Here is a 7,061-nt window from a genome sequence, read left to right as displayed (position 1 = left end):
GGATGGCAGCGGCGACGTATGTCGGGCAGGACTCAGGGGGAGGGAACGTCCGGCACGAAGTAGCCGACGCCGCGCAGGGTGCAGAGGTAGTTGCCGCCGCCGGGCAGCGCGGCCAACCGGGAGCGCAGCCGGTAGACGGTCGACTTCACCACGTCGCGGCCGCCGAGCATGTCCGGCGTCCCCCAGACCGTGCGGAGCAGGTCCTGCCAGGACTGCGGTACGCCCCGCTGGCTCGCCAGGTGGGTCAGGAGTTTGAACTCGGTGAACGGCAGGTCGATTCGCTGCTGGTGCAGCGTCACGCTCTGGGTGGCGGGGTCGATGACGAGCTCGCCGACCCGGATCACGCCCGGGTGGCTGCGCCGGCGGCGGATCAACGCCTGCGCGCGCAGTGCCACCTCGCGCGGGTGGAACGGTTTGACGACATAGTCGTCGGCGCCGTGCTCCAACCCGGCGATGACGTCCTGTTGGTGGCCGAGGGCGCTGAGCAGCAGGATGGGCGTTTCGGAGCGGGCCCGGATGAGCTGGCAGAGGGTCAGGCCGCTCATGGTCGGCATCATGATGTCGAGGATGGCGAGGTCGACCCGGTGGGATCGCAGCAGGTGCAGGGCGGTGGCGCCGTCGGAGGCGGTGAGCACGTCGAAGCCCTGGGTCTGTAGCGCGAACTCGACGATGATCACCATCTGTGGTTCGTCGTCGACCACCAGCACGGTGGGCCGCGGGGAGGTGCTCATGGGTGCCCCGGGAGGGTCAGCAGGAACGTCGTCCCATGGGTGGATGCGGTGTGCACGAGAATCTCGCCTCCGTGCAGTTCGACAATGATTTTGGTGATCACCAGGCCGAGGCCGGTCCCATCGACGAGCGGCCGACCCGTGGCGAAGCGCTGGAAGAGTCGTTCCCGCTCGGCCCGCGTCATCCCCGCGCCGTCGTCGGTGACGTAGATGGCGACTCCGGAGTCCACCACCATGACCCGCACGTGGATGCTGCCGCCGGTCGTGGTGAAGCGACTGGCGTTGGAGAGCAGGTTGGTCATGGCCTGGGTCAGCAACATCGGGTCGGCCAGGATACGCGGCATCACCTGTGGGGTGTCCAGCGTGATTCGCTGGCCGCGCTGCTCGCACAGCGACCGCATGCCGGCGATGACATCACGGACGATCACCGCCACGTCAGCCTTCTCCAGGCGGGGCGTGAACAGGCCGGCCTCGATCTTCGCCTGTAACAGCAGACTCTCGCAGAGGCCGATCACCTGTGTGGACTGGTTGTCCACCAGGCGGAGGAACTTCTCCTGCGCGGGGGTCAGCGGCCCGGGCGTGCCTTCGCGGAGCAGGTCGACCGCACCCTTGATCATGCTGAGTGGGGTGCGCAGTTCGTGGCTGAGCGCGTTGACCTGGTCTGCGCGCCGCTGCACCGTCAGCTCCAGCGTGGACAACTCGGCACGCATCCTGCTGCCGCGTCGGCGCAGCACCAGCGCGCACGCGCACGCCCCGGCGAGGGCGCCGACCAGCGCCATCATCAAGCCCCACCAGACGCTTGTCATCGCTGCCTCGGCCTCTGGTTCACACACCCATGTTTTCAGCCGCGATGTGTCGCCGGGACACCGCGTTGGTGACAGCGCTGTCACCTGCGCTCACGACGTCGTCACCGTCGTGACGTTCACGCGCTCCTAATCTGGTCGACACATCTGACTGCCATCTCAACGATCCACCACCGTTTGCGGAGGTCTCATCCGTGGTTTCCCTGCGTCCGCGTCGTCTCGCGGCACTGTCGATCACACTCATGCTCACCTCGATGACCATGGCGGCCTGCGCCAAGCAGGACTCCGGGGGTGACCACAGCGCGACCGACGGCAACGTCGTGCACGTGGTCTGTGGCGCCACCGAAGACTGGTGCGCGGCGACCACCGAGAAGTTCAGCAAGTCCACCGGGGTCAAGGCCGACTTCGTCCGGCTCTCCAGCGGCGAGGCGCTGGCCCGGGTCAAGGCCGGCAAGGGCAGCCCCGAGTTCGACGTCTGGTACGGCGGCCCCGCCGACGGTTACTCCGCCGCCGGTAGCGAGGGCCTGCTCGAACCGTACGTCTCCGCCAACGCGGCGATCATTCCGGACGCGTACAAGGACCCGACCGGTCTCTGGACCGGCGTCTACGTCGGCGCGCTCGGCTTCTGCAGCAACACCAAGGTCCTGGCGGAGCGCGGGGTAGCGGTGCCGCAGTCCTGGGCGGACCTGCTCAACCCGAAGCTCGCGAAGGAGATCGGGATGGCGCACCCCTCCACCTCCGGCACCGCCTACACCGCGCTGTGGACGCAGGTCCAGCTCGCCGGCGGCGACCAGACCAAGTCGCTGGAGTACATGCGCAAGCTGCACCCGAACGTGCTGCAGTACACCAAGTCCGGTTCGGCCCCGGCGCAGATGGCCGCCCGGGGTGAGGTCGCGGTCGGTGTCATCTTCTCGCACGACTGCGTCGCCACCGTCGAGGCCGGCTTCCCGGACCTGCAGGTCAGCTTCCCGGCCGAGGGCACCGGTTATGAGACCGGCGGTGTCGCGCTGGTCAAGGGCGCGCGGAACCCGGTGAGCGGCAAGAAGTTCGTCGACTGGGCGCTGACCACGGAGGCTCAGGAGATCGGCCCGACGGTCAAGGCGTACCAGTTCCCCACCAACCCGGACGCCAAGGTTTCGGACAAGGTCGTCAAGCTGCCGAGCATCAAGATGGTGACCTACGACGCGACGGTCGCCGGGCAGGCGAAGTCCGCGCTGAACAAGCGGTTCGACGCTGAAGTGGCGCAGGCGCCGAAGTCATGACGCTCCTGCTCCCCGAACGTTCCTCCACCTTCACCCCGCCGGCCGGCGCTCGCCGTCGGCGGGGTGGCGACCCGGCGATCCGCCTGCTGATCGTCGTCTGCGTACTGCTGGTGGCGATCGGCGCGGCCATCCCGCTCATCGCGGTCCTGGCCACAGCGTTCGCACCGGGCGCGTTGCCGCGCTACGCGGAGTTCTTCACCTCGTCGGTCGATCTCGAGATCCTGCGCAACACCCTGGTGCTCGGCGCGCTCGTCGGGGCCGGCGGTACGGCGCTGGGCTTCCTCTTCGCCTTCGTGCAGGCCCGCCTCGACGTACCCGGCAAGAAGATCCTGCACGTCATCGCCATGATGCCGATCGTCAGCCCGCCATTCGCGGTGGCCACCGCGACCGTCGTCCTGTACGGGCGGCGCGGCGTCATCAGCAACGGCATCTTCGGGCTCGAGTACGACATCTACGGCCTGGACGGGCTGGTGTTCGTCCTGTCGATGTCGCTGTTCCCGGTGGCCTACCTGGGTCTGCTCGGCATGCTGCGCGGCCTCGACCCGGCGGTGGAGGAGGCGGCCATGAACCTGGGCGCCAGCCGGTGGCGCATCCTGCGCACGGTGATCCTGCCGCTGCTGGCGCCCGGCCTGGTCGCCCCGTTCCTGCTGCTCTTCGTGGAGGCGATCGCCGACCTGGCCAACCCGCTGGTGCTCGGCGGCGACTACACCGTGCTGGCCAGCCGCGCCTACCTCTCGGTCACCGGCGAGTACGACCTGACCAGCGCGTCGGTCTACTGCGTCATCCTGCTGGTGCCGTCGCTGGCGATGTACTTCGGGCAGCGGTGGTGGCTCAACCGCAAGGTGCGCACCACGATCACCGGCCGACCGTCCGGCAGCGTGCACCTCATCACCGGCTGGGCCCGCTGGCCGATCTACGGCCTCGCCCTGCTGGTCGCCGCGGTGATCGTCAGCCTCTACAGCACCGTGATCATCGGATCGGTGACGAAGGTCTTCGGCGTGGACAACACGCTCACGCTCGACTACCTGCGGGAGGTCGTGGCCGGTCCGGGCGTCGAAGCGGTCCTGGACACCCTGCTGTTCGCCGCCATCGCCACCCCGATCGCCGGCGTCGTCGGCCTGATGGTGGCCTGGCTGGTGGTGCGGCACCTGCGGCACACCGCCTGGCTGCTGGACCTGGGCGGCACGCTGGGGGTCGCGGTCCCCGGCACGGTGCTCGGCATCGGTTTCGTGCTGGCCTACCGCCCGGACCGGTACGTCGGCGACGTGATGGTCTTCCCCAGCCTCGTCGGCGGCAGCTCGCTGGCGGCGGGGGCCGTCGTGATCGTGCTGGCGTACGTGATCCGCAGTCTGCCGGCCGGGCAGCGCACCGCGGTCGGCGCGTTGACCCAGTTGCATCCCAACATCGAGGAGGCCTCCACCGATCTGGGCGCCAGCGCGCTGCAGACCTTCCGGCGGGTGACGCTGCCGCTGATTCGCCCGGCGCTGCTGACCGGGCTGAGCTACAGCTTCGCCCGGAGCATGACCTCCGTCTCGACCATCGTGCTGCTGGTCACGCCGGAAACGAAGATCATCACCTCCCAGGTGATGAGCGCCGCGAGCACCGGTCGGTACGGCGTGGCGTTCGCCTACTGCACCGTCCTCACCGCCATCGTGCTGGCGGGCTTCCTGGTCATCCGAATCATCGTCGGCGCGGGCGCCGTACTGCACCGCACCGCCACCTCCGAAGGGCAGCAGAAATGACCGCCGCGCCGCACGTCGAAGCGCCAATCACCGAACCCGACGCCGCGCTGCGTCCCGAGAGCGGCTCCGGGCACCTGCGACTGGACGCCCTCACCAAGCAGTTCCGTGGCCGCACCGGGACGGTCACCGCCGTCGACCGGGTCGACCTCGACGTACTGCCGGGAGAGTTCATCACGCTGCTCGGCCCGTCCGGCTGCGGCAAGACCACGACGCTGCGGATGGTGGCCGGATTCGAACAGGCGACCGGTGGCGAGATCCTGATCGACGGCAAAACCATCGGGCACCTGTCGCCGCAGCGACGGCCGATGGCCATGGTGTTCCAGAGCTACGCGCTGTTCCCGCACATGACGGTGGCCGAGAACATCGCCTACGGCCTGCGGCTGCAGCGTGGGCAGCGGAGCAAGGACGAGATCGCCACCGCCATGCGGATGGCGGTGACCAGCATGAACCTCGTGGGGCTGGAGGAGCGCAGCCCGCACGAGCTCTCCGGCGGCCAGCAGCAACGGGTGGCGCTGGCCCGTGCGCTGGTGGTGCAGCCGAAGGTGCTGCTCTTCGACGAGCCACTGTCGAACCTGGACGCCAAACTGCGTAATGCCATGCGGGCGGAGATCCGCCGGATCCAGAAGATGTTCGGCATCACCAGCATCTACGTCACCCATGACCAGGACGAGGCGATGAGCATGTCCGACCGGATCGTGGTGATGAACAAGGGCAAGGTGGAGCAGGTAGCCCGCCCGGGCGAGATCTACGGGCGTCCGACCAGCGTGTTCGTGGCCGACTTCATCGGGCAGGCGAACTTCGTCGAGGCCGCGCCCGAGCGCATCCAGGACGGCGTGGCGACCCTCACGGTGCTGGGCCGGCAGCTCACCGTCGCCGCCCACCCGAGCGTCGCCACCGGGGCGAACGGCGCCGTCCTGATGATCCGACCCGAGACGGTCCGGCTCACACCGGTCACCAGCGGTGGCAACGGCACCGTGCTGCGCTCGACGTTCCACGGCCCGAGCCTCGATTACGAGATCGAGACGGTGGCCGGCACCATCACCGCCACCGAGCAGGGCGGCGACCCGAGCGAGGCGCTGGCGGAGGGGGCGTCGGTCGATCTCACCTTCGACGCCGACCGCGCCTACCTACTGCCACGCGACTGAGCACTGCGGCCGGCGCGCGAGCGCCGGCCGCAGCCAATTTGAACCGGGTGGACCTGCTGTCCGTCGTGAGGACGTCCGAGGCAGGTGACGGGACCGACCGTCCACGCACAACGTTGGGTACGGAGAGGGCGACGCGATGACACAGGTGGTTGAGGCGTCCATCGACGAGGTTGCCGCCTTTCACGCTCTGCTGCTGCGGATGTCCGGCCGGCTGCCGGACGAGTTGACCACCGCCGCGCGTCGGTGGCTGGCCGAGGGCGAGTTCGTGGAGATCGCCCAGTCGGTGCTCTTTGCCGCCCTGGCCGGTCGAATTCCGATGACGGAGGGTGACGTGAGCCTGCTCTCCGCGACCCTCGTCGCGGCGGGGGAGGACACCGAGGCGCTTGTCGACATCGAGCGCGCCGACGATGACCCGCTGCCGCCGTACGGGGTCGCCCCGGTCAGCCCCGATGAGCTGGCCGAACATGGCGCCGCGGTGCCGTACAGCATCGATCTGACCGTGCCGTACGACGGGCCGGGCGCCGCCGACGACGTCGACCGGGCGGCGGTCGACGCGGTCGAGGCGCAGCGGAACGACGGGGCGGCGGTGGTCGCCCTGTGGCGGGCGTGGCGGTTCCCCGCCATCGACGCCCAGTGGCCACCGCCGCGCCGGATCTACCTGCTGCAAAGTGGTGACGAGGCGGCGGTGCCGGCGCTGGCCGTTCACGTGCAGGACGCCCTGGAGGCTGTCGGCGAGACGGATCCGCAGGTCGAGGTTTTCGTCGACCCCGATGAGCTGCCGGCGTATCAGCGCAACACCCTCGGGTTCTCCACCCTGCTCTGGACCGCGGCACCGCCGGTCACGCCGCTGGTGGCGCGGGTGTACGACACGTTCGACCCCGAGCACGGGCCCGCCTTCGCGCCCGACCACCCTCGGCTCGAGGGCGACGAACGCGACCAGATCCTGGAATACCTGGCCGACGGAACGCCCCTGCTGATCGCGCCGACCCGGAGCCCGGACGTGGTCGATCCGGCCGCCGGCGAGGTGGTGCCCACCGGGTTCTTCACCGACGGCCACTGGATCTGGACCGACGCCGCGGCCTACTACCTGCGCACGTACGGGCTGGCGCCGGACCCTGACCTACTGGGCGCGATCCGGACAAACCACTACGTCGTGCCGGAAGTGGACGTTGTTGCTCTCCACCGGGCGCTCTCGACCCTCTACGCGCCGGTCGAGGAGGGCAGCCCGGACCAGGATGGCGAAGGATCTCCTGCGGATGCTCCTGGTGGCGAAAAAATTCCCGACAACCTTTGAACCCGCCTCGAGCGTTAGTCGTCGTGTATCCGATCTTGTAGGTGAGGGAGATTGAACAGTGGCGGCCACACCCGGCGGTGACGCGAA

General features: G+C 69.1%; 6 protein-coding genes. 4 read left to right on the top strand and 2 right to left on the bottom strand.

The features are described from left to right. Positions 1-32: 32 nt before the first annotated feature. Positions 33-731: a response regulator transcription factor gene (locus EV382_RS13125; protein ID WP_130401875.1), complete on the bottom strand. Its 699-nt coding sequence runs from the start codon at positions 729-731 to the stop codon at positions 33-35. Then, positions 728-1,534 (bottom strand): sensor histidine kinase, encoded by an 807-nt coding sequence (locus EV382_RS13120; RefSeq protein ID WP_130401873.1) that lies wholly within the window; start codon positions 1,532-1,534, stop codon positions 728-730. Before EV382_RS13120 ends, EV382_RS13125 begins: the two co-directional genes overlap by 4 nt. Positions 1,535-1,725: 191 nt before the next feature. Between EV382_RS13120 and EV382_RS13115 the strand changes: the two genes are divergently transcribed. From EV382_RS13115 to EV382_RS13100, 4 genes are all read left to right on the top strand, one after another. Continuing rightward, entirely contained in the window at positions 1,726-2,793 is a 1,068-nt protein-coding gene (locus tag EV382_RS13115) for an ABC transporter substrate-binding protein (protein WP_208758396.1), read from the top strand. Next, positions 2,790-4,535 carry an ABC transporter permease gene (locus EV382_RS13110; protein WP_130401871.1) on the top strand — a complete coding sequence of 582 codons (1,746 nt, stop codon included), beginning with the start codon at positions 2,790-2,792 and terminating at the stop codon, positions 4,533-4,535. Before EV382_RS13115 ends, EV382_RS13110 begins: the two co-directional genes overlap by 4 nt. Further along, positions 4,532-5,680: an ABC transporter ATP-binding protein gene (locus EV382_RS13105; RefSeq protein ID WP_130401869.1), complete on the top strand. Its 1,149-nt coding sequence runs from the start codon at positions 4,532-4,534 to the stop codon at positions 5,678-5,680. The genes EV382_RS13110 and EV382_RS13105 overlap by 4 nt, the downstream gene beginning before the upstream one ends. A 136-nt stretch (positions 5,681-5,816) precedes the next feature. Further along, positions 5,817-6,974 carry a hypothetical protein gene (locus tag EV382_RS13100; protein WP_130401867.1) on the top strand — a complete coding sequence of 386 codons (1,158 nt, stop codon included), beginning with the start codon at positions 5,817-5,819 and terminating at the stop codon, positions 6,972-6,974. Positions 6,975-7,061 lie beyond the last annotated feature (87 nt).

Origin of the sequence: Micromonospora violae (assembly GCF_004217135.1) — a bacterium.
Lineage (GTDB): Bacteria > Actinomycetota > Actinomycetes > Mycobacteriales > Micromonosporaceae > Micromonospora > Micromonospora violae.
This window is presented reverse-complemented; position numbering and strand designations above follow the sequence as displayed.